At 66.1% G+C, this 24,271-nt stretch carries 24 protein-coding genes and 1 riboswitch; of the genes, 6 read left to right on the forward strand and 18 right to left on the reverse strand.

The features are described from left to right. The first annotated feature begins 29 nt into the window (after window positions 1–29). Window positions 30–494, forward strand: a complete 465-nt coding sequence (locus ASE67_RS05025) for a RidA family protein (protein ID WP_055757447.1) — start codon at window positions 30–32, stop codon at window positions 492–494. 210 nt (window positions 495–704) lie between these two features. Beyond that, window positions 705–1,535: a TorF family putative porin gene (locus ASE67_RS05030; RefSeq protein WP_055757449.1), complete on the forward strand. Its 831-nt coding sequence runs from the start codon at window positions 705–707 to the stop codon at window positions 1,533–1,535. 235 nt (window positions 1,536–1,770) lie between these two features. On the opposite strand, the gene ASE67_RS05035 is transcribed toward ASE67_RS05030, so the two are convergent. The 13 genes from ASE67_RS05035 to ASE67_RS05095 form a co-directional block, all read right to left on the reverse strand. Then, the gene (locus ASE67_RS05035; protein WP_055757451.1) at window positions 1,771–2,175 is read right to left on the reverse strand and encodes a DUF3035 domain-containing protein; all 405 of its coding nucleotides are present in this window, start codon (window positions 2,173–2,175) and stop codon (window positions 1,771–1,773) included. After that, window positions 2,168–2,677: a signal peptidase II gene (lspA, locus tag ASE67_RS05040; protein ID WP_156347727.1), complete on the reverse strand. Its 510-nt coding sequence runs from the start codon at window positions 2,675–2,677 to the stop codon at window positions 2,168–2,170. The genes ASE67_RS05035 and lspA overlap by 8 nt, the downstream gene beginning before the upstream one ends. Beyond that, window positions 2,674–5,679, reverse strand: a complete 3,006-nt coding sequence (ileS, locus tag ASE67_RS05045) for an isoleucine--tRNA ligase (protein ID WP_055757453.1) — start codon at window positions 5,677–5,679, stop codon at window positions 2,674–2,676. Before ileS ends, lspA begins: the two co-directional genes overlap by 4 nt. A gap of 210 nt (window positions 5,680–5,889) precedes the next feature. Continuing rightward, window positions 5,890–6,819, reverse strand: coding sequence for a bifunctional riboflavin kinase/FAD synthetase (locus ASE67_RS05050; RefSeq protein ID WP_055757456.1), 930 nt, complete (start codon window positions 6,817–6,819; stop codon window positions 5,890–5,892). 9 nt (window positions 6,820–6,828) lie between these two features. Beyond that, window positions 6,829–8,043 (reverse strand): dipeptidase, encoded by a 1,215-nt coding sequence (locus ASE67_RS05055; RefSeq protein ID WP_055757458.1) that lies wholly within the window; start codon window positions 8,041–8,043, stop codon window positions 6,829–6,831. A gap of 41 nt (window positions 8,044–8,084) precedes the next feature. Further along, entirely contained in the window at window positions 8,085–8,564 is a 480-nt protein-coding gene (locus tag ASE67_RS05060) for a dihydrofolate reductase (protein ID WP_055757460.1), read from the reverse strand. Continuing rightward, a complete protein-coding gene (locus ASE67_RS05065; protein ID WP_055757462.1) occupies window positions 8,561–9,355 on the reverse strand; it encodes a thymidylate synthase in 795 nt (264 codons plus the stop codon). The genes ASE67_RS05060 and ASE67_RS05065 overlap by 4 nt, the downstream gene beginning before the upstream one ends. A gap of 280 nt (window positions 9,356–9,635) precedes the next feature. After that, window positions 9,636–10,979 carry an ammonium transporter gene (locus tag ASE67_RS05070; protein ID WP_055759158.1) on the reverse strand — a complete coding sequence of 448 codons (1,344 nt, stop codon included), beginning with the start codon at window positions 10,977–10,979 and terminating at the stop codon, window positions 9,636–9,638. Window positions 10,980–10,990: 11 nt separating this feature from the next. Further along, a complete protein-coding gene (locus ASE67_RS05075; RefSeq protein WP_055757464.1) occupies window positions 10,991–11,329 on the reverse strand; it encodes a P-II family nitrogen regulator in 339 nt (112 codons plus the stop codon). A 146-nt stretch (window positions 11,330–11,475) separates the two neighbouring features. Continuing rightward, on the reverse strand, window positions 11,476–11,688 hold the full coding sequence (locus ASE67_RS05080; RefSeq protein ID WP_055757466.1) for a putative signal transducing protein: 213 nt from the start codon (window positions 11,686–11,688) through the stop codon (window positions 11,476–11,478). Next, window positions 11,688–13,109, reverse strand: coding sequence for a metalloprotease TldD (gene tldD, locus ASE67_RS05085; RefSeq protein ID WP_055757469.1), 1,422 nt, complete (start codon window positions 13,107–13,109; stop codon window positions 11,688–11,690). Before tldD ends, ASE67_RS05080 begins: the two co-directional genes overlap by 1 nt. A gap of 146 nt (window positions 13,110–13,255) precedes the next feature. Next, window positions 13,256–13,531, reverse strand: a complete 276-nt coding sequence (locus tag ASE67_RS05090) for a hypothetical protein (RefSeq protein WP_055757471.1) — start codon at window positions 13,529–13,531, stop codon at window positions 13,256–13,258. Between the two features lie 508 nt (window positions 13,532–14,039). Next, window positions 14,040–14,267 (reverse strand): zinc-finger domain-containing protein, encoded by a 228-nt coding sequence (locus tag ASE67_RS05095; protein WP_055757473.1) that lies wholly within the window; start codon window positions 14,265–14,267, stop codon window positions 14,040–14,042. A gap of 81 nt (window positions 14,268–14,348) precedes the next feature. Here ASE67_RS05095 and ASE67_RS05100 point away from each other — a divergent pair, with 81 nt between their 5' ends. The 3 genes from ASE67_RS05100 to thiC all read left to right on the forward strand — a co-directional run bounded on the left by ASE67_RS05100 (window position 14,349) and on the right by thiC (window position 18,708). Next, window positions 14,349–15,284, forward strand: a complete 936-nt coding sequence (locus ASE67_RS05100) for an ABC transporter ATP-binding protein (RefSeq protein WP_055757476.1) — start codon at window positions 14,349–14,351, stop codon at window positions 15,282–15,284. A gap of 183 nt (window positions 15,285–15,467) precedes the next feature. After that, window positions 15,468–16,535 carry a DNA polymerase IV gene (gene dinB, locus ASE67_RS05105; RefSeq protein ID WP_055757478.1) on the forward strand — a complete coding sequence of 356 codons (1,068 nt, stop codon included), beginning with the start codon at window positions 15,468–15,470 and terminating at the stop codon, window positions 16,533–16,535. 149 nt (window positions 16,536–16,684) lie between these two features. Then, a riboswitch (TPP riboswitch) is annotated at window positions 16,685–16,795 on the forward strand. A 26-nt stretch (window positions 16,796–16,821) separates the two neighbouring features. Beyond that, window positions 16,822–18,708 (forward strand): phosphomethylpyrimidine synthase ThiC, encoded by a 1,887-nt coding sequence (gene thiC / locus ASE67_RS05110; RefSeq protein ID WP_055757480.1) that lies wholly within the window; start codon window positions 16,822–16,824, stop codon window positions 18,706–18,708. A gap of 42 nt (window positions 18,709–18,750) precedes the next feature. Here the strand turns inward: thiC and ASE67_RS18120 are convergent, their stop codons facing one another. Continuing rightward, a complete protein-coding gene (locus ASE67_RS18120; RefSeq protein ID WP_156348524.1) occupies window positions 18,751–19,299 on the reverse strand; it encodes a hypothetical protein in 549 nt (182 codons plus the stop codon). A gap of 595 nt (window positions 19,300–19,894) precedes the next feature. On the opposite strand from ASE67_RS18120, the gene ASE67_RS05115 reads away from it, so the two are divergent. Then, window positions 19,895–20,809 carry a hypothetical protein gene (locus ASE67_RS05115; RefSeq protein ID WP_055757483.1) on the forward strand — a complete coding sequence of 305 codons (915 nt, stop codon included), beginning with the start codon at window positions 19,895–19,897 and terminating at the stop codon, window positions 20,807–20,809. 277 nt (window positions 20,810–21,086) lie between these two features. Here the strand turns inward: ASE67_RS05115 and ASE67_RS05120 are convergent, their stop codons facing one another. The 4 genes from ASE67_RS05120 to ASE67_RS05135 all read right to left on the reverse strand — a co-directional run bounded on the left by ASE67_RS05120 (window position 21,087) and on the right by ASE67_RS05135 (window position 24,059). Beyond that, the gene (locus tag ASE67_RS05120) at window positions 21,087–21,365 is read right to left on the reverse strand and encodes a hypothetical protein (RefSeq protein WP_055757484.1); all 279 of its coding nucleotides are present in this window, start codon (window positions 21,363–21,365) and stop codon (window positions 21,087–21,089) included. 44 nt (window positions 21,366–21,409) lie between these two features. Next, the gene (gene ung, locus ASE67_RS05125) at window positions 21,410–22,141 is read right to left on the reverse strand and encodes a uracil-DNA glycosylase (RefSeq protein ID WP_055757487.1); all 732 of its coding nucleotides are present in this window, start codon (window positions 22,139–22,141) and stop codon (window positions 21,410–21,412) included. Further along, window positions 22,138–22,446, reverse strand: a complete 309-nt coding sequence (locus tag ASE67_RS05130) for an alkylphosphonate utilization protein (protein WP_055757489.1) — start codon at window positions 22,444–22,446, stop codon at window positions 22,138–22,140. The genes ung and ASE67_RS05130 overlap by 4 nt, the downstream gene beginning before the upstream one ends. Window positions 22,447–22,592: 146 nt before the next feature. Then, entirely contained in the window at window positions 22,593–24,059 is a 1,467-nt protein-coding gene (locus tag ASE67_RS05135) for a S41 family peptidase (protein ID WP_055757491.1), read from the reverse strand. Window positions 24,060–24,271: the final 212 nt, after the last annotated feature.

The raw sequence follows: 24,271 nt of genomic DNA on the forward strand, positions 1-24,271 counted from the left end.
CGATCCGCTATCCACGAGAGGAACGCACCATGGCTTATGATATCCCCGCAAAGCTGGCCGAACGCGGCCTGTCGCTCCCCGTCGCCGCCGCGCCCGTAGCGGCCTATGTCCCCGCCGTGGAGGCCGGTGGCCTGCTCCACCTGTCGGGCCAGCTGCCGTTCGAGGATGGCAACCTGATGACCGGCCGCGCCGGCGAAGACCGCGACCTGGCCTATGCCACGTCGGCCGCGCAGAAGTGTGCGCTGATGATCCTGGCACAGGCGGAAAAGGCGCTGGGCAGCCTCGACCGGATCGAGCGTGTCGTGAAGCTCGGCGTGTTCGTCAATTCGGCGGGCAGCTTCACCGACCAGCCGAAGGTCGCCAACGGCGCATCGGAACTGATGGTCGAACTGTTCGGCGATGCCGGCCGCCACGCCCGCAGCGCGGTCGGCGTGCCGGTCCTGCCGCTGGGTGCCGTTGTCGAGATCGACGCGATCCTCGCCATCCGCGCCTGAGTTCTTTTTCGTTTCCAGCACACCCGCTGTTGCCACGCTGCAACAGCGGGTGTGTCGTATCCGGCGTCGGAGCAATTTCGATTGTGCGGCGCGGCATGGTTCGACATATTCGGTCGCAGAGGGCCAGACCGCTCGAGCCACAAGGCTCATCCAATCGCGGCGACCCTCGAACGCAGGAGAATCACCACGTAACCGCAGAAAGGGTTTACGATGCGATTCTCGACCTTCCTCCCGGCCGCGATCCTCGCCGCCACCACCGCCGTGCCCGCCTTTGCGCAGGACACCGCACCCCCGCCGCCCGTCACCATCAGCGGCAGCGCCAGCGTCACCTCCGACTATCGCTTCCGCGGCGTGTCGCAATCGGACAAGAACGTCGCCGTACAGGGCGGCATCACCATCGCCCATGAAAGCGGCGTCTATATCGGCACCTGGGGGTCGAACCTCGCCGGCTGGGGCACGTTCGGCGGCGCCAATCTCGAACTCGACCTGATCGCCGGGTACAAGAAGACGTTCGGCACCGCGACGGTCGATGCCGGCGTTACCTGGTACACCTATCCGGGCGGCGCGGACGAAACCGATGTCGTCGAATTCTATGGCAAGCTGTCGGGCACCGCCGGTCCCGCCACGCTGACCGCCGGTGCCTTCTACGCGCCCAAGCAGACCTCGCTCAGCCGCGCCTTCGCCTCGGCGACGCCGCTGGTCGTCGGCAGCGGCAAGCGCGACGACAATATCTACCTGTCGGGCGATGCGGTCGGCGCGGTGCCGAACACCCCGCTGACGCTGAAGGCGCATATCGGCTATTCGGACGGCAATCCGGGCCTGGGGCCGAACGGCACCAGCCTGTCGCCGACCGGCAGCTATTGGGACTGGTCGCTCGGCACCGACTTCACCTACAAGAACCTGACGCTGGGCGTCGCCTATGTCGACACCGACATTTCGAACCGCGAAGCGGCGTACATCACGCCGAACTTCAGCAAGACGACCAACGGCAGCCCGATCGCGGCCAGCACGGTCGTCGTATCGCTGACCGCCGCGTTCTGATCCGGGGGCGGAAGCGGGCGATTGCGCCTGCCCCCGCATCCAATCCCACCCCCGTTCGGTTCGAGCAGCTTCGAGCTTGTCGAGAAGCGTCTGTCGAGAATGCCCCGCTTGGGGCAACTCCCTCTCGACAGGCTCGAATCTCCGCTCGAAGCAAAACGGAGCGGGTGACGGACAAAAAAAGGCCGGTCACCCCATGGGGCAACCGGCCTTTCCCATATCCGAAAAACCCGCCCGGTTACGGCGTGGTCGTCTTCGCGGCCTGCCCGTCGCCTGCCGGGGCGGCGATGATGTCGCGGGTCGTCGCACCCTTGTCGACGACGTTGGTGCCCGGATCGGCCACGCCCGACCGGATGCCCGCATCGGCCGCACCCGACCCACCGGCCTGTTCCAGCGTCAGCCGCTCGGTCGCGCTACGCTGTGCCGGGCCACCGAACAGTGCCTGCATCGCCTGCGTCGATGCGGCGGTGTCCTGCGGACGCGGCGCGCCCGGCTTCGGGGGGACGAGCGCATAATCGGGCGGGATCACCAGCGGCGCCTGGCGCGCGACGGCGAATTCGTCGGGACGCTGGCGGTTCAGGGCGTTGCCCTGACACCCGGCAAGGATCAGGCCGAGGCTGCTGATGACGACAAACTTACGCATTGGCCTTCTCCACAGGAACATCGTGCTTCGGCTTCGGCGTGAACAGCGCGCGGACGAGCAGGATCACGACACCGATCGAAATCGCCGCATCGGCGATGTTGAATACCAGAAACGGGCTGTAGCCGAAAATATGGAAGTCGGCATAGTCGACGACATAGCCGAAGCGCACCCGGTCGATGATGTTGCCGAGTGCCCCGCCCAAGACCAGCCCCAGGCCGATCAGCTCGGGCTTCTGCGTCTCGCGCCGGATCCACACCGCCACGCCGGTGGCAATGATCGCGGTCATCGCGACCAAGGCCCAGCGCGCGAACTCGCTGCCCGCCTGCAACAGCCCCAGCGACACGCCGAAATTCTGGACGAAGCGCAGCGTGAACACCGGCAACAGGTTCAGCTCCGCGCCGGGATAATCGATCCCCATCGGCCCGGTGACCCAATATTTGACGAACTGATCGACGATCAGCACGACCAGCGCGACCACGACCGCGACCTTGCGCACGCTCATGCCACCACCTCCGCACAGCGACCGCACAGGTCGCCATCGGTTGCCACGTCGGGCAGATGCCGCCAGCAGCGCCCGCACTTGGCCGCCTCCGTCCGCGTCACCGTGATCGGGCCATCAGCCTCCGTCACCTTCGCGACGATGAACAGCTCGGCCAATTCGTCCGCCGGCAGCGGCAGCGACGGTACCGTCACCTCGGCCTCCAGGCTCGATCGCACTGTCTTGGCCCGGCGCAGCGGCTCGATCGCCTCGGTGACCTGCTGGCGCAGCACGCGCACTTCGGCCCAGGCGGTGCCCAGCGGCTGGTCGGCGGGCAGCTGCGGCAGTTCGGGCCATTCGAGCAGGTGGACCGACGTGTCCTCGCTCGGGAACCGCGCCTGCCACACTTCCTCGGCGGTGAACGCCAGGATCGGCGCGGCATAGCGGACCAGCGCGTGGAACAGCGTGTCCAGCACCGTGCGATACGCCCGCCGCCGCAGGTCGTCGGCGGCGTCGCAGTAGAGCGAATCCTTGCGGATATCGAAGAAGAACGCCGACAGATCCTCGTTCGCGAAATCGGTCAGCGCGCGGGCATAGCGATTGAACTCGAACGCTTCCGCCGCCGAGCGCAATTCAGTGTCGAGCGTGCCCAGCAGATGCAGGACATAGCGTTCCAGCCCCGGCATCTCGGCGACCGGCACCCGTTCGTCTTCGCTATACCCGTCGAGCGCACCCAGCAGATAGCGGAAGGTGTTGCGCAGCTTGCGATACGCATCGCCGGTGCCGGCCAGCACTTCCTTGCCGATCCGCACATCCTCGAAATAATCAGTCTGCGCGACCCAGAGGCGGAGGATGTCCGCGCCCGATTCGCCGATCACCTTCAACGGATCGACGACATTGCCGAGCGACTTCGACATTTTCCGGCCATTGCCATCCAGCGCAAAGCCGTGGGTCAGCACCGCCTTGTACGGTGCGTGGCCCCGCGTGCCGCTGCTCTCCAGCAGCGACGACTGGAACCAGCCACGATGCTGGTCCGACCCTTCGAGATACAGGTCGGCGCGGGTGCCCGCCCCGAACCTTTTCTCGATGGTGAAGACATGGGTGCAGCCCGAATCGAACCACACGTCGAGAATATCGGTCACGACCTCATAGTCGGCGAGGCGGTAGTCCGGCCCCAGCAGCGCCTGATGATCGGCGGCATACCACGCATCGGCCCCGCCCTCACGGAAGGCGGTCAGGATGCGGTCGTTGACGCTTTCGTCTTGCAGATATTTTCCGCTTGCCCGGTTCACGTACAATGCGATCGGCACGCCCCACGCACGCTGCCGGCTGATGACCCAGTCGGGCCGCCCCGACACCATCGCCCCGATCCGATTACGGCCCTTTTCGGGCACGAACCGGGTGCGTTCGATCGCGTCGAGCGCGATCTCACGAAGGGTAGCGCCATTCGACTCCCTCTCCCCTTCAGGGGAGAGGGCCGGGGAGAGGGGAAGTCCGTCGAGGTGCGTGACCGAGAGCAACGGATCGCCCGACAGCCCCTCTCCCAACCCTCTCCCCTCAAGGGGAGAGGGCTTTGCGGCCCTATCCATCGGGATGAACCACTGCGGCGTGGCGCGGAAGATCACCTTCGCCTTCGACCGCCAGCTATGCGGATAGCTGTGCGCGAAGTCGTCCGACGCCGCCAGCAGCGCGCCCGCTTCGCGCAGGTCGCGACAGATCGGCCCTTCCTCCAGCTTGCCGCCACGCCCGGCGGCAACAAACTTCGGGTTGATGACGCTGCCCTCGCCGCCCAGCCACGCCCAATCGTCGCGATACCGCCCATCGCCCTCCACCGCGAACACCGGCTTGATGCCATGCGCCTTACACAGCTCGAAATCGTCCTCGCCGTGATCGGGGGCCATATGGACGAGCCCGGTGCCGGCATCGGTCGTCACGAAATCGCCGGGCAGCAGCCGACGCGGCTTGGCGAAGAAGTCGCCGCGCTCATACATTGGATGACGCGCTGTAGCGCCCGCAAGATTGGAGCCTTTGACCACTGGACCTACCGTCCAGTCAGCGATCAGGCGCTGCCCACGCAAGTCTGGAGACAAGTCTCGTTCTTCGGCGGTCGTCAGTCTACCGACGAACTCGTCGACGAGGTCTACAGCGACCAAGAACGGACCTTCCCGACGACAACCGTCTAGCGGAGTTTTCGCGGGGTCATCAGCGAAGAAATAGCGGATATTGACCAGACCGTACTCAATCTCCGGCCCATAAGCCAAAGCCTGATTGACCGGGATCGTCCACGGCGTCGTGGTCCAGATCACCGCATGCGCGCCGACCAGTTCGGGCGCGTTCGGCGCGTCGACGATCTCGAACGCCACGTCGATCTGCGTCGACACGACATCCTCATACTCGACCTCGGCCTCGGCCAGCGCGGTCTTTTCGACCGGCGACCACATCACCGGCTTGGCCCCGCGATACAGCTGGCCCGACATCGCGAACTTCAACAATTCCTCGGCGATGGTCGCCTCGGCGTCGAACTTCATGGTCAGGTACGGGTCTTCCCAATCGCCCAGGATGCCCAGCCGCTGGAACTGGCCCTTCTGCACGTCGACCCATTTGGCGGCATAGGCGCGACATTCGGCGCGGAACTCGGCCGGGGGCACCTCGTCCTTGTTGCGCTTCTTGGCGCGGTACGCTTCCTCGATCTTCCATTCGATCGGCAGACCGTGACAGTCCCAGCCCGGGATGTACGGCGCATCCTTGCCCATCAGCGACTGGGTGCGGACGACGATGTCCTTCAGCACCTTGTTCATCGCATGGCCCATATGGATGTCGCCATTGGCGTAGGGCGGGCCATCGTGCAGCAGAAAGCGCTCGCGGCCCTGCCGCTCGGCGCGGAGGCGATCGTACAGCCCCATCTTCGCCCAGCGATCGAGGATCGCGGGTTCCTTGGCGGCAAGGCCGGCCTTCATCGGGAAGTCGGTCTTCGGCAGGAAGACGGTGTCGCGCCAGTCGCGCGTCGGTTCGGGCGTGTCGGTCATAGGAATGCCCGCGATTAGCCGATGCGGGCGCGCACGCAAACCGCTTTCCTACACCGGCGGCCAAGCGCAGGATCGCCGCGCTCTTTGCACCGTTCAGCCCCCATCGTCGCCGCAGCGCAGGCCGGCCGCTCAAGCGGCGTCTGCCACACCCGGCAATCGCACCGCGCGCAAACCGTGGCGAGTGTGAACTTCGTGAACTTTGGCCGATTTTCAGCCGGCCAGGATCGCCCGCGCGTGCTCACAATCCGCCGCCATCTGCACCTTCAGCGCATCCAGCGACTCGAACTTCGCTTCGCCGCGCAGAAACTCGATCAGCGCGACCTCGATCACCTGCCCGTACAGATCGCCGTCGAAATCAAAGAAATAGGGTTCGAGCAGCTCGATCGGCTCGCCTTCGATCGTCGGCCGGATGCCCAGATTCGCGGCCCCCTGCAGCACCCGCCCGTCGGGCAGCCGCCCGGTCACCGCATAGATGCCGTATGCCGGGCGCAGATAGCCGCCCATCGACAGGTTCGCGGTCGGATAGCCCAGCTGCCGGCCGAGCTTCGCGCCATGTTCTACCACGCCCTCGACCGCGAACGGCCGGGTCATCAGCGCCGTCGCCTCGCGCGGGCGGCCTTCGCGCAGGGCATCGCGGATGCGCGACGACGACACCACCGCCTGTCCGTCGCCGACCGGGGCCACCGTCTCGGCGGAAAAGCCATGGGCGTCGCCCAGCGCGCGCAGCGTCGCCACATCGCCGCTGCGCGCCTTGCCAAAGGTGAAGTCGGTGCCGGTGACGACTCCGCCGACGCCCATCCGCTCGACCAGCCGTTCGGCCGCGAAATCCGCCGCCGACAGCCCGGCCAGCGCGGCATCGAAGCGGAAGACCAGCATCGCATCGGCCCCGGCGGCGGCGAACAGCCGCTCGCGCTGGTCGAGGCTGGTCAGGCGCAGCGGCGGCAGGCCCGGCTGGAAATAGCGGCGGGGATGCGGATCGAACGTCGCCACGATAGCCGGTCGCCCCTCGGCCCGCGCGCGGTCGACCGCGCGCCCGACCACCGCCTGGTGCCCGGCATGAAACCCATCGAAATTGCCCAGCGCGACGATGCCGCCGCGCAAAGGACCGGGCACCGCCGCGCCCCCGTCCAGACGCTGCATCGCCGCCCCTTAGCGGGCGGGGGCTGCCGGCGAAAGGGGCTGCATCCCGGCGCGCAGCACCCGGATCGCATTGCCGCCCATCACCTTGTCCACCTCGTCCCGGCCGAGTCCCGCCTGTCGCAGCGCCTCGGCGACCAGTCCGACCCACGCGGTATCGAACCCGGTCGTCACCGCCCCGTCGAAATCGGACCCCAGCGCCACATGGTCGATGCCGGCGATGGCGCGGACATGGACGATGGCCTTGGCGATCGCCGCCGGATCGGTCGAACACACCGCGCCCGCCCAATATCCGATGCCGACCACGCCGCCGGTCCGCGCGATCCCGCGCACCTCGGCATCGGTCAGGTTGCGATTGACCCGGCACGTCGCCTGCACCCCGCCATGGCTCGACACCACCGGCCGCCGCGCGACCTTCAGCACGTCGGCGATGCCGGCATGGCTCAGATGCGCGACATCGACGATCATGCCCCGGTCCTCCATCCGCGCGACCACCTGTCGCCCGAACGGGGTCAGGCCGCCTTTGATGCGGCCGTGCATCGACCCGGCGACCTCGTTGTCGTAGAAGTGGGTGAGGCCCGCCATGCGGAACCCGCTGCGAACCAGCCGGTCGAGATTGGCGAGGCTGCCCTCCAGCCCGTTCAGCCCCTCGATCGACAGCAGCGCACCGACCGGGGCGGGGCGGTTGTCGTGCAGGCGAAATGCCTTTGCCTCGCGCTCGATCAGCAGCGAATCTAGATCGGCGGCCGACCGGATCAGCCACAATTGTCCATTCGACTGTGCCGCCGCCCGGCGCAGCTTCGTCGCATGCCACAACGACCGGTTGAGCAGCGATCCCCAGGTGCGCACCGGCTGCAACTGCGCGATCACCAGCGGGGTGATATTGTCGCTGTCGTCGCCATTGCTGTCGTAATTCTGCCCGCGCGGCGTCTTGGTCACCGACGAGAATATCTGGAGCGCGACATGGCCGTCCTGCAGGCGCGGCAGGTCGACCTGTCCCTGCGTCCCCCGGTTCAACAGGTCGCGCGACCATAGCAGCGTGTCGGCGTGCAGGTCGACGATCGGCGCGGCCTCGACCGGGCGCGGCTTGGCGGCCATGCGCCGGGCCAGTGCCGGGGTCGGTTCGACCTTGTTCATCGATCGCTCGACGATGCCGGGCGCCAGCGTAAAGAAGGCGGCGGCCACGATCGCCAGCAACGCCACGCCCCACCAGATCGCCCTGCGCATCCGCTCCCCCTTGCGGCACCCGTCGCGGGGCCGCCGGTCCCTTACGCGGTGGGGGCGGGGCGGAGCAATGTGACGAAGCTGTACGCCGGGCGTTCTCCCTCGCCACTGTGATCCTCGCGCCACGCCTCGACCCAGCCGGTGAAGGGCGGGACGATCGCATCGCCCGTGGGGGCAGCATGGACCTCAGTCAGCTCGACCCGCTCGATGCCGGGCAGCAGCAGCGCGAGAATCTCCGCCCCGCCGATCACGGCGGCATCCGGCCCGGCCAGCGCCAGCGCGGCATCGGGATCATGCGCCACCTCCGCCCCCGCCGCCTGCCAGTCGCGGTCGCGCGTCAGCACGATGTGCCGCCGGCCGGGCAGGGGGCTGGGGAAACTCTCGAACGTCTTGCGCCCCATCACCATCGCCCGGCCCATGGTCAGTGCCTTGAACCGCTTCAGGTCGGCGGGCAGGTGCCACGGCAACTGGCCATCGACCCCGATCACGCCATTATCGGCCCGTGCGAGGATCGCGTCGATCATATCGCCACCGCCGCCTTGATATGCGGCTGCGCGACATAATCGTGCAGCACGAAGTCTTCGATTGCGTAGCCGTCGATCGCGTCGGGCCTGCGCACGATCTCCAGCCGGGGCAGCGGGCCGGGCGTCCGGGTCAACTGCTCGCGCGCCTGGTCCAGATGGTTCTCGTACAGGTGGCAATCGCCGCCGGTCCAGATGAACTCGCCGACCTCCAGGCCGCATTGCTGCGCCAGCATATGGGTCAGCAGCGCATAGCTCGCGATGTTGAACGGCACGCCCAGGAAGATGTCGGCGCTGCGCTGGTACAGCTGCAACGACAGCCGGCCATTGGCGACATAGGTCTGGAACAGGCAATGGCACGGCGACAGCGCCATCGCGTGCAGCTCACCCGGATTCCACGCGGTCACGATCTGCCGGCGCGATGCGGGGTTGGTGCGGATCGTCGCGATCAGCTCGGCGATCTGGTCGATATGCCGCCCATCGGCCGCCACCCAGTCGCGCCACTGCTTGCCGTACACCGGGCCAAGATCACCATTGGCGTCGGCCCATTCGTCCCAGATGCTGACCCGCTGCTCCTGCAACCACCGCACATTGGTATCGCCGCGCAGGAACCACAGCAGCTCGATGATGATCGATCGCAGGTGCAGCTTCTTGGTCGTCAGCACCGGAAAGCCCGCCGACAGGTCGAACCGCATCTGGTGCCCGAACACCGAGCGCGTGCCGACCCCGGTACGGTCATCGGTCGGAACGCCGTCGGTCAAGGCGCGCTGCATGAGGTCGAGATAAGGGGTCATTGGGCACCTGCGTCTGGTCGGCCGTTCGTCCTGAGTAGCCATTAAGCCTGTCGAAAGGGCGTATCGAAGGACCGCGAGTGGTCGGATGCTTCGATACGGGTCTTCGACTGCGCTCAGCCCCTACTCAGCACGAACGGGGTGTGTAGCGGATACACATCCAACCGGTTCGATGCACAAAAAAAGGGCCGATGCGTCGCCGCACCGGCCCAGGGGTTTTCCGCAGGAGGAAAGTGGTGACCGGGCGGCAGGGGACTAGGCCGCCGCCCGGAAGAGGAGAAACTCAGTAATTATAGGCGCGCTCGCCGTGCTCGCCGAGGTCGAGGCCTTCCAGCTCGACTTCCTTCGACACCCGGCCACCGGTCAGCGCCTTGGCGACGAACCATGCGACGGTGGTACCGATCGAGGCCCAGACGATGGTGACCAGCACCGCGAACACCTGCACGCCGAGCTTGGCACCCATGTCATAGTCGGCCGCACCCGGACCGCCCAGCGACGGGGCATAGACGACCGCGGTACCGATCGCGCCGATGATCCCGCCGACGCCGTGGATGCCGAACGCGTCCAGCGAGTCGTCATAGCCGAGCTTGGGCTTGAGCACCGTCACTGCAAAGAAGCAGACGATCGAGGCGATGGCACCCAGCACGATCGCACCGAACGGACCCGAATTGCCCGCCGCCGGCGTCACCGCGACGAGGCCCGCGATGATGCCCGAACAGAAGCCCAGCGCCGAACCCTTGTGCCCCGAAAACTTCTCGGCGAGCATCCAGAACAGCCCGGCAGAGGCGGTGGCGACGAAGGTGTTGATCATCGCCAGACCGGCGGTGCCGTTCGCTTCCAGCGCGGAACCCGCGTTGAACCCGAACCAGCCCACCCACAGCAGCCCGGTGCCGACCATGGTCAGCGTCAGCGAATGCGGCGCCATGCGCTCGGTCGGGAAGCCCAGCCGCTTGCCCAGCAGCAGGGCAAGCACCAGCGACGACACACCGGCGTTGATGTGCACCACGGTGCCACCGGCGAAGTCGAGCGCACCTGCCTTGAAGAAATAGCCGCTGGTCGCCCACACCATGTGCGCGATCGGGAAATAGGTGATCGTCAGCCACACGATCGCAAAGACCATGACGGCAGCGAACTTGATGCGTTCGACCACCGACCCCAGCACCAGCGCGATGGTGATCGCGGCAAAGGTCATCTGGAAGCTGATGAAGACATATTCGGGGATTTCGACGCCCGGCGTAAAGGTCGCCGCCTGCGACGCGGCGGTGACGCCGGCCAGGAACGCCTTGCCGGGGCTGGCGATGAAGCCCGACAGCGTGGCGTTGGCGACATCGGGGCCGAACGCCAGCGAATAACCGTACATCACCCAGATCAGCATCGCGAGCGACGCGACCGCGCCGATCTGCGTCATCACCGACAGCATGTTCTTGGTCCGGGTCAAACCGCCATAGAACAGCGCGAGGCCCGGCACGATCATCATCAGCACGAGGACGGTCGACACCATCATCCACGCGGTGTCGCCCTTGTTCACGGTGGCGACGGGCGCGGCAGCGGCGGTCTGCGCCCAGGCGGGCAGTGCGGCGAACAGGCCCAGGCTCAGCCCGGCCAGCAAGGTCTTCGGATGTTGCATGATGCCCCCCATCACAAAGCGGTCAGATCGGTTTCGCCGGTGCGGATGCGCACGGCCTGGCCCACGTCGAGGACGAAGATCTTGCCATCGCCGATCGCGCCGGTGTTTGCCGCGGCCTGCACCGCCTCGACCACGCGGGGCGCGATGTCGCTGTCGCACACGACCTCGATCTTGATCTTGGGCACCATGTTGGTGCTGTATTCGGCCCCGCGATAGATCTCGGTCTGGCCCTTCTGCCGCCCGAACCCCTTCACTTCGCTCACCGTCATGCCGGCGACGCCGATCTCGGTCAGTGCTTCGCGTACCTCATCCAGCTTGAACGGCTTGATGATGGCGATGACTAATTTCATGTCGCCCCCCGTGTCGCATGTTGCTCGACAAGGGGTATCGCAACGACCGTGCCAAATACGCGCAACAGCATTTACCGGGGGTTATCGCCCCGGCCGGCAGCTTAACGAGCGGTTAATTTGTGCAGCGCGTCAAAACTGCCTGTTTTTCAGGCAGCGCCATCCGCCGCGTCGACGATTGCGCGCGCCGCGTTCAGATCGTCTTCGTCGACCATCACCCGCACCGGGATCAGCAGCCAGCTGCCGTCGCCGATGCTCGCCTCGCCATCGAACGCGACCGCCGGGACGCCCTCGCTTTCCAGCCGCCCGACGATGATCTGCGCCTCGACCCGCGGAAACCGCCCCAGCTCGGCCAGCGGCATCAGGCGGTGCCGCCGACGGTCAGGCCATCGATCAGCAGCGTCGGCTGCCCAACGCCGGCGGGCACCGACTGCCCGGCCTTGCCGCACATGCCGACCCCTTCGTCGAGCGCGAAGTCGTTGCCGATGCCGCGCACCTGCTTCAGCACCTCCGGCCCGTCACCGATCAGCGTCGCGCCCTTGATCGGCGCGCCGATCCGGCCATTTTCGACCCGGTACGCCTCGGTGCACGAAAACACGAACTTGCCCGACACGATGTCGACCTGTCCGCCGCCGAACGACTTGGCGAAGATACCGTTCTTCACCCGCGACAGCAGCTCGGCCGGATCGTCCTTGCCGCCGGTCATGAAGGTATTGGTCATGCGCGGCATCGGCGCGTGCGAGAAATCCTGCCGTCGCCCGTTGCCGGTCGGCGCGACGCCCATCAGCCGCGCGTTCAGCCGGTCGTGGATATAGCCTTTCAGGATGCCGTCCTCGATCAGGATATTCTCCTGGGTCGGCGTCCCCTCGTCATCGATGCTGAGCGACCCGCGCCGGTCGGCGATCGACCCATCGTCGATCACCGTCACGCCGGGTGCCGCCACCCGCTCGCCGATCCGGCCCGAAAAGGCACTGGTGCCCTTGCGGTTGAAATCGCCCTCGAGGCCATGGCCGATCGCCTCGTGCAGCAAAATCCCCGGCCAGCCCGCGCCCAGCAGCACGGTCATCTCGCCCGCCGGCGCATCGACCGCCTCCAGGTTCACCAGCGCTTGGCGCAGCGCCACGTCGATCGCCCGGTTCCACGTCTCCGGCGCGAACAGCGACTCGTACAGATAGCGCCCGCCGATCCCGAAGCTGCCCGTCTCGCGCCGCCCGTTCGCCTCGACCACGATCGACACGTTCAGCCGTACCAGTGGGCGCACGTCGGTCGCGATGAAGCCATCGGGCCGCACGATCTCGACCACCGTCCACGATCCCAGCAGGCTCGCCGAAACCTGCACGACGCGCGGGTCCCGCGCCCGCGCCGCCGCGTCGATCGACTGGCACAGCGCAACCTTGTCGGCGAACGGAATCAGGTCGAGCGGATCGGCGGCGGTATAGAGATGCCGGTTGTTGCCGCGCGGCGGCGGCGCCTTCGCCCCCTTCGCCGGATCGATCAGCGCCATCGTCTCGCCCGCACGCCGGATCGCCGCTTCGGATAGCTCGTTGGCATGCGCGAACGCGGTCGTCTCCCCCGACACCGCACGCAGGCCAAAGCCGGCATGGGTGTCGTACGACGCGGTCTTCAGCCGTCCGTCATCGAACCCGAACGCTTCGGATCGGCGATACTGGAGATAGAGTTCGCCATCCTCGGCGTTTGCCAGCGTCGCCTGCGTGGCGCGCAGCGCTGCGGCCGGGTCGAGGTCGCCGGAATAGAGATACGAGCGGGGATCGGTCGGGGTCATCGGTGCAATATAGGGCGGCGGTTGCGTGGGGGAATGGGTCCGCCGGCAGTTGACGTATCGACCCGGACCTACTTGCAGACCTTCGTCCGTACCGCCAGACGTTGGGCATGGGAGAAACTTCGCCGCCTAATTGTGTCTGCGCTTCGCTATCCGATCTTGCGGCCGTTCCAATGGGCGGCGACGGGCTGGATGAGCGCGTGTTCGCCACGATCGAGGAGATACGCCGCCACGGCGACGATCTTTGGTGGCTGCATCTGGCTTGCTGCAGTGCTTGTAATCAGCATTGGATGATCGCGCAGGAAGAGCGGATTTTCGATATCCATTTCCTCCGGCGTGTAGGCGATGACGTTGCTGAAAATATTATGCGAGGCGATTGGCCTGCAGAATTCATGACGTACGAACGCGTACTCGAAATAGGTCATGCCTTCGCGAGACCCTGTGTATTTCTGGACCCTCGTGCCAGTTCGCTACAATGGTCAGCCGAAGATTTGCGGGCCGCACGTCCGGACATTACGATCGGCGAGGTGGCGCGATTGCTGGGCGTCACGCCGAAGAACGCTGCGCGTCTGCTTCAGGGGCAGGGTCGGCTCGCCGCTGCATGGGCACGCTGGCGTGCGGCGTTACGGTGACGGGATGCGGGCGATAGCCTTACGGCTTGGAATGCATTTTCAACTGCGGCGAATTGCGGACGGGTGGAGGGGGTGTCCCTGCCAAGTAGACGTCGCCCCAGCGTAAGCTGGGGCCTTAAACGGCTCTTGTCCCACCCGATTACCGGTAGATCCCAGCCTTCGCTGGGATGACGGTTTGGTTAAATGGGACGTCGGACATCACCGCCGCGGCAAAGCCGCGTCGTCGGTCGGCAGGCAAGGGCGAGCTTGCCCGCCGCCGGCCGGGCGCGGGCCTGGTCGGTCGTCCGAACTGCGTTCGGCCTTACCGGCCCGCGCCGTCCCCATGATCCTTCAACTGGCTGTGATCCGCCCCATCCGCCGGCCCACCGACCAGCACGAAACGCCGGTCGCAGTAACCGCAATCGACATAGCCCGTGTCGTCGATCTGCAACCACACGCGCGGGTGGCCCAGCGCAGGGGCGATCTCGCCGCCGCCATCACAGGCGACGCGGGGGGTGGTGACGCGGAGGAGTTCGGGCGGAGGCAACATGGCCCCGCGAATAGCAATCGCCATCGCCCTCGACAAGTCGATGCTTCCCTTGGCCGCACCACCGGCGTATCGGCCGATCCCATGGAAACCCAAGCCGCCATCTCGATCCACGACCTGTGCAAGACCTATGCAGCGGGGAAGGGCGGCGCGCCTGCCAAGGTCGCCTTGGACGGCGTGTCGTTCGACGTGCCGCGCGGGCAAATCTTCGGCCTGCTCGGCCCCAATGGCGCGGGCAAGTCGACGCTCATCAACACCCTCGCCGGCCTCGTGAACAAGACCAGCGGATCGGCGTCGATCTGGGGCTTCGACATCGACCAGCATCCGCGCAATGCGAAGGCGTCGATCGGCATCGTCAATCAGGAAATCCTGTTCGACCCGTTCTTCACGCCCGCCGAAACGCTGGAGATTCAGGCCGGGCTGTACGGCGTGCCGAAGGCGAAGCGCCGCACGATGGACCTGCTGCGCGCGGTGCACCTGGCGGACAAGGCCAACGCCTATGCCCGCACCCTGTCGGGGGGCATGAAGCGGCGGCTGATGGTCGCCAAGGCGATGGTCCATGCGCCGCCCGTCCTCGTCCTCGACGAACCTACCGCCGGCGTCGATATCCAGCTGCGCAACCAGCTGTGGGACTATGTGCGCGAATTGAATGCCGACGGGGTGACGGTGGTGCTGACCACCCATTACCTCGAGGAAGCCGAGCAGTTGTGCGACCGCATCGCCATCATCAACCATGGCCGCGTCGTCGCCAACCAGCCGACCCGCGAACTGCTGGGCATGGCGCAGGAAAAGGCGGTCGAACTGACCCTCGACCGCGACCTCACCGACCTGCCCGACGCGCACTGCTTCGAAAAGGTGGAGCGCAAGGGCGACCGCCTGCTCGCCATCACCTATCGCAAGGATGTGGCCAATGCCGGCGAAGTCCTCGCGGCGGTCAGCGCACAGGGCTACGGCATCGTCGACGTGGTAACCCGCGAGGCGGACCTCGAGGACGTGTTCCTCAACCTGACGAACAGCTGAGCGGCCCGTACCGCGCGCTCCGTGCCCCCGCGCAGGCGGGGGCCCAGAGCCAAGCAATGCAACGGCTGCGGGTGCCGCCCTGGACCCCCGCCTGCGCGGGGGTACGCCGGATCAACGACGGTCGGCGTATTCGCCTTTTGTTCTTGCGCCACCGCTCGCGCCAGCCCATTGTAGCCCCGCGCAATGTCGGACCCCACCCGCAAGATCATCCATGTCGACATGGACGCCTTCTTCGCGTCGGTCGAACAGCGTGATGCCCCCGAGCTGAAGGGCAAACCCGTCGCGGTCGGCGGGTCGAGCGGGCGCGGGGTGGTCGCTGCCGCCTCCTACGAAGCGCGCGTGTTCGGCGTGCGCTCCGCCATGCCGTCGGTCACCGCCATCCGCCGCTGCCCCGACCTGATCTTCGTCCGCCCCCGCTTCGAAGTGTACAAGGCGGTCAGCCAGCAGATCCGCGAGATCTTCCTCGACTATACCGATCTGGTCGAACCGCTGTCGCTCGACGAAGCCTATCTCGACGTCACCGAAAACCGCCGCAACCTGCCCAGCGCCACCGCGACGGCCGAGGAGATCCGCGCGCGTATCCTCGCCGTCACCGGCCTCACCGCCTCGGCCGGGATCAGCTACAACAAGTTCCTCGCCAAGCTCGCCTCCGACATGAACAAGCCCAATGGCCAGTGCGTGATTCCGGTGAAAGCCGGCCCGCGCGTCGTCGCGTCGCTGCCGGTCGGCAAGTTTCACGGCATCGGCCCGAAAACGGTCGAGCGGATGGAGGCACTCGGCATCCGCACCGGCGCCGACCTCGCCGCGTGGAGCCTCCCCGACCTGCAGCGCACCTTCGGCAAGGCGGGCGGCTGGTACCACGGCATCGCCCGCGCACAGGACGATCGCCCGGTGCGCCCCAACCGCGTGCGCAAGTCGTCCGGCTCCGAAACCACCTTCCACAGCGACCTGACCGACCCCGAATCGATCGAGGAGCGGGTACTGGCGATGGCCGACGACGTGTGGGAGTGGGTCGAAAAGACCGGCCAGCACGGCCGCACCGTGACGGTAAAGGCGAAGTACGCAGACTTCCGCATCGTGACGCGCAGCCGCACGCTTGCCCACCCCGTGCGCGACCGCGCGACGCTCCACGCCACCGCCCGCAGCCTGATCGCGACGCTCTACCCGTTGCGCACCGGCCTCCGGCTGGTCGGCGTGACGATGGCCGGCTTCGGCGGTGAAGAGCCCAGCGGACAACTCGACCTGTTGTAAGTTGAACAGGACCCACCCCCACCCGTCACCCCGGACTTGATCCGGGGTCCCGCTTCTTCTTCTGCGGGGACAAGAAAAGCGGGACCCCGGGTCAAGCCCGGGGTGACGGTCGATCGGGATGGACGCCCACCCCCAACCAGCCTACAACCGCCCCGTCCCCGGGGGAGCGTTCCGTCACGCTTGAGAGGAAGGCCGCAGCCTTCGACCCGCTGAACCTGATCCGGCTGACACCGGCGTAGGGAGGGCGCGGCCAGACAAGTTCCGCCCCCTCCGCATGGAGTGGAATATGGCAGACATCCCCGCAAAGACTGAAATCGGCGTAACGACCGGCCCGATCCGTGGCAGCCGCAAGATTCACGTCGGCCCGCTGAACGTCGCGATGCGCGCGATCGACCTCGACCCATCGTCCGGTGAACCACCGCTCAACGTCTACGACACGTCGGGCCCCTACACCGACCCCAATGCCCGCATCGACATCATGGCCGGCCTGCCGCAACTGCGCCGCGACTGGATCATGGCCCGTGGCGATGTCGAGAGCTACGATGCCCGCGAACTCCGCCCCGAGGATAACGGCCAGCTCGGCCCCGACCGCTCGGGCGGCGTCCAGCCCTTCCCCAACGTCGTCAAGCGACCGCTCCGCGCCAAGGCCGGCGCGAACGTCAGCCAGATGCACTATGCCCGGCGCGGCATCATCACGCCCGAAATGGAATATGTCGCGACCCGCGAAAATCTCGGCCGCGAGATGCTGCGCGACTATGTCCGCGACGGCGAGAGCTTCGGCGCGAGCATCCCCGATTTCGTGACCCCCGAATTCGTCCGCGACGAAGTGGCGCGCGGCCGGGCGATCATCCCCAACAACATCAACCACCCCGAAACCGAACCGATGGCGATCGGCCGCAATTTCCTGGTCAAGATCAACGCCAATATCGGCAACAGCGCGGTCGCATCGAACGTCGCCGCCGAAGTCGACAAGCTCGTCTGGTCGATCCGCTGGGGTGCCGACACGGTCATGGACCTGTCGACCGGCCGCAACATCCACGACACCCGCGAATGGATCCTGCGCAACTCGCCCGTCCCGATCGGCACCGTGCCGATCTATCAGGCGCTGGAAAAGGTCGGCGGCATCGCCGAGGAACTGACCTGGGACATCTTCCGCGACACGCTGATCGAACAGGCCGAACAGGGGGTGGATTACTTCACCATCCACGCCGGCGTCCGCCTGCCCTATATCCCGATGACCGCGAAGCGCGTCACCGGGATCGTGTCGCGCGGCGGGTCGATCATGGCGAAATGGTGCCTCGCGCATCACCGCGAATCGTTTCTCTACGAACATTTCGACGAGATCACCGAGATTATGAAGGCGTATGACATCGCCTATTCGCTGGGCGATGGCCTGCGCCCCGGATCGATCGCCGATGCGAACGACGAAGCGCAGTTCAGCGAGCTGTTCACTTTGGGCGAACTGACCCACCGCGCCTGGGCACAGGACGTGCAGGTCATGATCGAAGGGCCCGGCCACGTGCCGATGCACAAGATCAAGGAGAATATGGAAAAGCAGCTGCAGGTCTGCGGCGAAGCGCCCTTCTATACCCTCGGGCCGCTCACCACCGACATCGCGCCCGGCTACGACCATATCACCAGCGGCATCGGCGCGGCGATGATCGGCTGGTACGGCACGGCGATGCTCTGCTACGTCACGCCCAAGGAGCATCTGGGCCTGCCCGACCGTGACGATGTGAAGGTCGGCGTGGTCACCTACAAGCTGGCCGCCCACGCCGCCGATCTGGCCAAGGGCCACCCGGCCGCACAGATGCGCGACGACGCCCTGTCGCGCGCCCGCTTCGACTTCCGCTGGCGCGATCAGTTCAACCTGTCGCTCGACCCCGACACGGCGGAGAGCTACCACGACCAGACGTTGCCCGCAGAAGGTGCCAAGACCGCGCATTTCTGCTCAATGTGCGGCCCCAAATTCTGCTCGATGAAGATCACGCAGGAAGTCCGCGACTTCGCCGCCAAGCAGAACGCCTCGGCCGACACGTTCCTCGCCGCCGATGCTGCCGACGCCGACCGCGCGGTCTTCGCCGGCGGCTCGGTCGCGGCGGACGCCGGCATGGCCGAAATGAGCGAGAAGTTCCGCGAGAAGGGCAGCGAGGTGTACCTGCCGGCGGAGTGAAACGCTTAAAGCTCCTCCCCGCCGTGTGGGGAGGAGTTGTTCTTAAATAGCCGATTTAGGTGGAGGGAGTTGCTGGGAATGCGAGGACTTAATTCCAGCATTATAGGCTTTTGATATCAGCGTGGCACTTTCTTTGGCGAAGTACGTCAAGATGCGCAGATTTATATCTTTCTTCTGCATTTTTTGCTTGTCGGTCAACGTCGTGCGTTTGCGCCAATATTCTCGATAATCCAATGCTTCTTGATATGAGATCACGCCACGATCTCTGAATAGGTCAAGTGATGCAGGATTGAGAGATTTTTGATTGTTAGCTTGAAGTCGCTTCAGGACAGAAAATATCCGATTGGATAGCAAGCGAAGAAATCGCTTTACGCACACATTTCCTACTTCGGTGGTAGCGCTATTCTTCTGATTTTTAATGCAACAGATTTGGTGAATTGGTGAGTGTCCGCATTCACACGCTCGATCAGAATTATCTATGTAAACAAAATCCAGCTGCCATTCCGATTTCGCTTCGTCCCAGTTATTGGAAACGCTTAGACCTAGAATTGCCGCTTTGAAATTTGCCTCGTTATGTCCGCCCTTACCCATGGCGTTTCCTCCGCAATCCGGCCAGCGGGACACGCGCGGTCGGTTGACTAAACAAAGGAGGCTCCGTAGGGTTCGCGCGCTTCGCAAGAGCACGAGGTGGGATGTCCGCCTCCGATTTGGGGTCGCCGCTGCAACGGCGGCCCCAATTTCGTTAGGCAGGGCTTCTGGTCGCCATGCTTATGCCTTGCCTGCCAAGTGTTTCTGATCCCCGCGGGTGCGGGGGAGCTTCTTTTCCGCGCATCACGAACGAGGCACAAAGAGGGCCATCCCCGCGTGAGTGCTGAATCAGATGGCCAAGGTAGAGGCTAGCTGATTTTCTGGGCTTGGAATGTCTCATTAGCATTCGCTGGAACACTGAATCCAAAGCCTTGCCCTCCTTTTTGACGCGCTGTTGCGCTGCGGGGGAATGATGCGGTGTAACGTCCTTAACCTCGTTTCGGTTCCAAATCAAATATGTATTTCGCATCACAAATTGAGGCTCAAAGGTTCAAACCTTTCTCATCATTGTATTGCGATGGAGTCGGATACCGGCACGAACAGCGATACGCCCAAAAACCACTATCCTACAAGTTCCCAATATGTTCCCCTCCCGCCCATGCGCAACGACCCCCAGCTCCCGGAGCCTTCGCCCGCGCCCGCACCGGCGCTCGACCCCTCGAACCTGACCGTTCCGTCCGAGACGCCGTATCTCGACGCCAACGGCTATGACCCCGCCGACTATCAATGGGTCCCCGTCCGCCGCAAACCGCGTGCCGATGGCTGGTCGGACAGCAAGCAGCGTGACTTTATCGAGGCGCTCGCCGATGGCGGGTCGGTCGCCGAAGCGGCGCGCGCCGTCCACATGTCGGCCAGCAGCGCCTATCGCCTGCGCCGCTCGCCCGGTGGCGAGGCGTTCGCGCGCGCGTGGGATGCGGCGGTGGCGCAGGCGGTGGGGATGCTGGTCGATGTCGCGTTCGACCGGGCGATCAACGGCACCGTCGAACCAGTGCTCGACGCCGATGGCCGCCGCATCGGGTCGCGCCACCGCCCCGGCGACCGGATGCTAATGTTCCTGCTCGCCGCCCATTATCCCGACCGCTACGGCAGGCAATATCGCCGCCGCCCGGCACGCGGCGAGGCGGAGGCACCGCCGCCCGCCCCGGCCCCCAGCGTCGCCGAGGCGCTCGACGCGCTCACCCCCGTGACCCCGCCCGAACCGGACAAGCTGATGGCTCCCGCCGATCTCGACGTGGCGATCGAGGTCGCCGACCTGAGCGACGGCCGGCTGCCCCAGTGGCTCGACCCCGATCACCGCGCCGAACCGGTGCCCGCGCCCTACCGGCAGGAACCGCCGCTCCACGACGCCCTCGCCGCCGCGCTGGCGGCGCAGGACGACCTCTACATCCCCGAACCGGGTCCCTTGGGTACGGCGTTCGAGGTCGAACTGGAACTCGCCAAGCGCGGCATCGTCGTGCCCCGCCCCAAACCACAGCCCAACCGCCGCGCGCGTCGCGCCAAGCGGCGAGTGTGAACTTTGTGAACTTTGGAATGTCGGAGCGGGATCATCGCCTTCATCGACAGGCGTCACCGCAGCCTGCACCGGGGTGACGCGTGGTGTCGGCGGGAGGACTCGGCATTCGGCGTACCCCCGCGCATGCGGGGGCACGGGGCGGGGGCGGTCGCCTCCGCGACACTCGCCAGGGCGGCATCGTCTTCGCCGTGACGCGACGTGCGCCCTACACGCAAAAAGGGCGCCGCGTGGTTCCCACGCAGCGCCCCTTCTAGTCCGTAATGCCGCAAGGCGCGAATTACATCGCGTTCTTTACAGCCTGCTCGACCTGCGCGTTGTCGTCGTCGTCGGCCTTGTCGGCGGCGTCTTCGCCCATTTCACGCACGTTCGATGCCTGCGCTTCCAGCGCGTCCGAAACCTGCTCGTTGCTGGTCAGGTCGGCCTGATCTTCCAGCGCGTCCGCCTTGTTCTCGGTCATCGCCTCGATATTGGCGGCGGCCTTGTCGTCGGCATTGCCACCGCACGCACCCAGCAGCATCAGCGCGGCCAGACCGGTCGCCGTCATCATCGTCTTCATGGCAATTCCCTCTTTGATCCCGCCCCTGTGGCGGACAAGCCCGTTCAATCGTTTGGGTGCGCAGATGGTTCCGTCTGCGTATCGAGCGGGGGGATCGCCCAGTCGATCGCGCCCCGGCCCTGCGCCTCCAGAAACGCGTTTGCCTGGCTGAACGGACGGCTGCCGAACCAGCCGCTATGCGCCGACAGGGGGGAGGGGTGGCGGCTTTTGAGCACCAGATGCCGGCCGCCGGCGGCCACGTCGCGCACGAACCCCGCCTTCTTCTGGGCATGCGCGCCCCACAGCAGGAAGACGCTCGGCCGCCCCTGCTCGGCCACTGCATGGACCACCGCGTCGGTCAGCGCTTCCCACCCCTTGCCGGCATGGGCGGCGGCGCGGCCCTGCTCGACGGTCAGCACCGCGTTCAGCAGCAGCACCCCCTGCCGCGCCCAATGCTCGAGGAACCCGTGGGTGGGCGGTACGATGCCAAGGTCGCTGTGCAGCTCCTTGTAGATGTTGCGCAGCGACGGCGGCACCGCCACCCCCGGCCGCACCGAAAAGGACAGGCCATGCGCCTGCCCCGGCCCGTGATAGGGGTCCTGCCCGAGAATCACGACCCGCACTTGGTCCAGCGGGGTCAGTGCCAGCGCGGTGAACCAGTCGGCACTGTGCGGCAGGATGCGCTTCCCCGCCGCCTTCTCGGCCTTCAGGAAATCGCGCAGGGCAGCCATCGCCGGCTGCTCGAACACCGGCCCCAGCGCCTCGGCCCAGCTCGGATCGATCGCGGCGGGGATCATGTCCGCTTGCGCACGAACTCGGCGCGCAGCACCAGCCCCTTGATCCCGTCGAACTTGCAGTCGATCTCCTGGTCATCACCGGTCAGGCGGATCGATTTGATCAGCGTGCCGCGCTTCAGCGTCTGCCCTGCGCCCCTGACGGTCAGGTCCTTGATCAGCGTCACCTGATCGCCATCGGCCAGCACATTGCCCACCGCATCGCGCACGACGACGCCCCCGTCCTCGGCCGGTGCGGCGGCGGTCGCCTGCGACGCCGGCACCCACTCGCCGCTCGCCTCGTCATAGATATAGTCGTCGTCGCTCATGGCGTCTGTCCTTTCGATCCGCTCACGCGGATGCGGCACCGGCCCGCTCCCCCACCCGGCCACCCATCAGGATACTGGCGTGGGTGGCCGGGTGGGGGAGCGGGCCGGTGCCGCCTGTCGAAAGAATCGTAGCCGAGCGACCCGGCTTAGAACAACCCCGGCACCTCGCGCTGTGCGGTGCTTGGCCGGGCGGGTTGCAGCAGGGCGCGTTCGTCGAACCGCCCCTCGCCCGCCTGCGCGCTGGCCCCGGTCGATGCCGAGATGCGCGAGCAGGTCCGCCCGGCAAGGAAGTCGAGCGCGCGGGCGACCGACTGCTCGCGATTGTCACCCAGCGGGTAGCTGATGTCGTCGCTCGCCTGGCACGTATTGGGCACCGTCGCCGCCAGCCCGTCAAAATAGGCCGCCGACCGCGCCGAATTCTGCACCGCCAGCGCGACGATCCGGAACCGGTCGTCGCACTCTTTCTTGTCGACCGCGATCTGCCCGACCGGCTTGCCATAGGTGTTGGTGCCGATCAGCGCCATGTTGGTGCCGAGGTAGGGCACGAACGCATTGATGACGAGCTCGCTGGCCGATGCGGTGCGTCCGGTGCCGATAAAGGCGATCTTGGTCGGCGTCACCGACTGGTTGGTCGGGGCGAAATACTTGACCGTATTTTCGGACGACTTTTCGGGCCGGAACGTGGTGTAGCTATACACCTGGCTGCTCGTCTTGCCCCCGCCCAGCAGGTCGCCCATCAGCTCGGCGACATTGATGAGGCCGCCGCCATTATAGCGGAAATCGATGATGAACTCGCTGATCCCCTGCGCCCGGAAATTGGCAAAGGCATTCTTGAGCGGCGTCTCGGCGGACGAGATGAAGGTGCGCAGGTTGATGTACCCGACCTTCTTGCCGTTATCGTTCAGCACCTTGGCGCCATAGCGGGTGGAGACGGGCAGCAGCGAGAAGTCGGTCTTGGTCACCGTCGCGGTCGTGGTCGTGCCGTCGATCGTGCGGAACTGGAACACGCGCGCCGTGCCCGGCGTATCGGGGCCAAGCGCGGTGTTCAGCCCGGCGGTCCCCTCCGCATCGACGATCGCCGACACGTTGCGCAGATTGCTGGTCGAGGTGCCGATCTGCAGGATCTCGGTCCCGCGATCGATCCCGGCGTTCAGCGCCGGGGCCCCTTCGAACGATTCGATGACGAACAGCCGCCGCCCGGTCTGGTCGAGCGCGAAGCGGGTGCCGAACCCGGCGGTCGCGCCCGAATTGTAATAGGCGTCCTCTTCCTTGATCGACGTCAGATAGGTGAAGAACCGGTCCTTGCGCTGCGCCCGCGCGGTGGCGGTCAGCGAATCGATATAGTCGTCGACCGTGGAAAAGGCCGCCGGGTTCGGATTGCTCGGCAGCGTTTCGGGGAACAGATACCATTCGCGCAGCTGCGCCAGGGCCCAGTCCTGCCGCTCGCGCAGCGAACAGCCCGCCGTGGTGGAGGGGGTAGGGGTCGGGGTGGCGGTCGATGTCGGCGTCGGTGTCGGGCTGCCCCCGATCACGCCGCCGCCGCCACCACCGCCCCCGCCGCATGCCGACAGCATCGCCAACACGCCCAACGCCGCACCGATCCGTACCCGCATCACACCCACTCCATGTACTGACGCCAGCCTAGATGGCTGTTGGCCGAAGGGAAGGGGGATTCGCTGGTCCGTTCCCGTTCGAACAGCGACAATGCCGGCGCGTTGGTGATCGGCGGCTGAACAGACGGGCGCGCCTCACGCGACTGTTGCGATCGAACAACAATGGCGAACGGCGTTACGCCGGGCGTTCAGTATTTCTTTGCGCTTTGGCG

Origin of the sequence: Sphingomonas sp. Leaf23 (genome assembly GCF_001421585.1) — a bacterium.
Classification (GTDB): Bacteria; Pseudomonadota; Alphaproteobacteria; order Sphingomonadales; family Sphingomonadaceae; genus Sphingomonas.